Genomic DNA, 259 nt, shown 5'->3' with positions numbered 1-259 from the left:
AGAGGGTCAGCGGTTCGATCCCGTTAACTCCCATTTAAGCGGGTGTAGTTTAGTGGTAAAACTACAGCCTTCCAAGCTGTTGTCGCGAGTTCGATTCTCGTCACCCGCTTTGAACTTTGTTCAATTACCAAGTTTTTTAACTTGGGCGCGTAGCTCAGGTGGTTAGAGCGCACGCCTGATAAGCGTGAGGTCGGTGGTTCGAGTCCACTCGTGCCCATAAAGTTTGGTCCGTTGGTCAAGGGGTTAAGACACCGCCTTT

General features: G+C 50.6%; 2 tRNA genes. Both read left to right on the top strand.

The annotated features are described in order from the left end of the window. Nucleotides 1–38: 38 nt before the first annotated feature. Nucleotides 39–109 (top strand) — tRNA-Gly (locus tag HMPREF2628_RS01970). Nucleotides 110–143: 34 nt separating this feature from the next. Then, nucleotides 144–217: transfer RNA gene (locus HMPREF2628_RS01965), tRNA-Ile, on the top strand. The last annotated feature ends 42 nt before the right edge of the window (nt 218–259 follow it).

It is taken from the genome of Streptococcus sp. HMSC063B03 (genome assembly GCF_001836965.1).
Classification (GTDB): Bacteria; Bacillota; Bacilli; order Lactobacillales; family Streptococcaceae; genus Streptococcus; species Streptococcus pneumoniae_F.
This window is presented reverse-complemented; position numbering and strand designations above follow the sequence as displayed.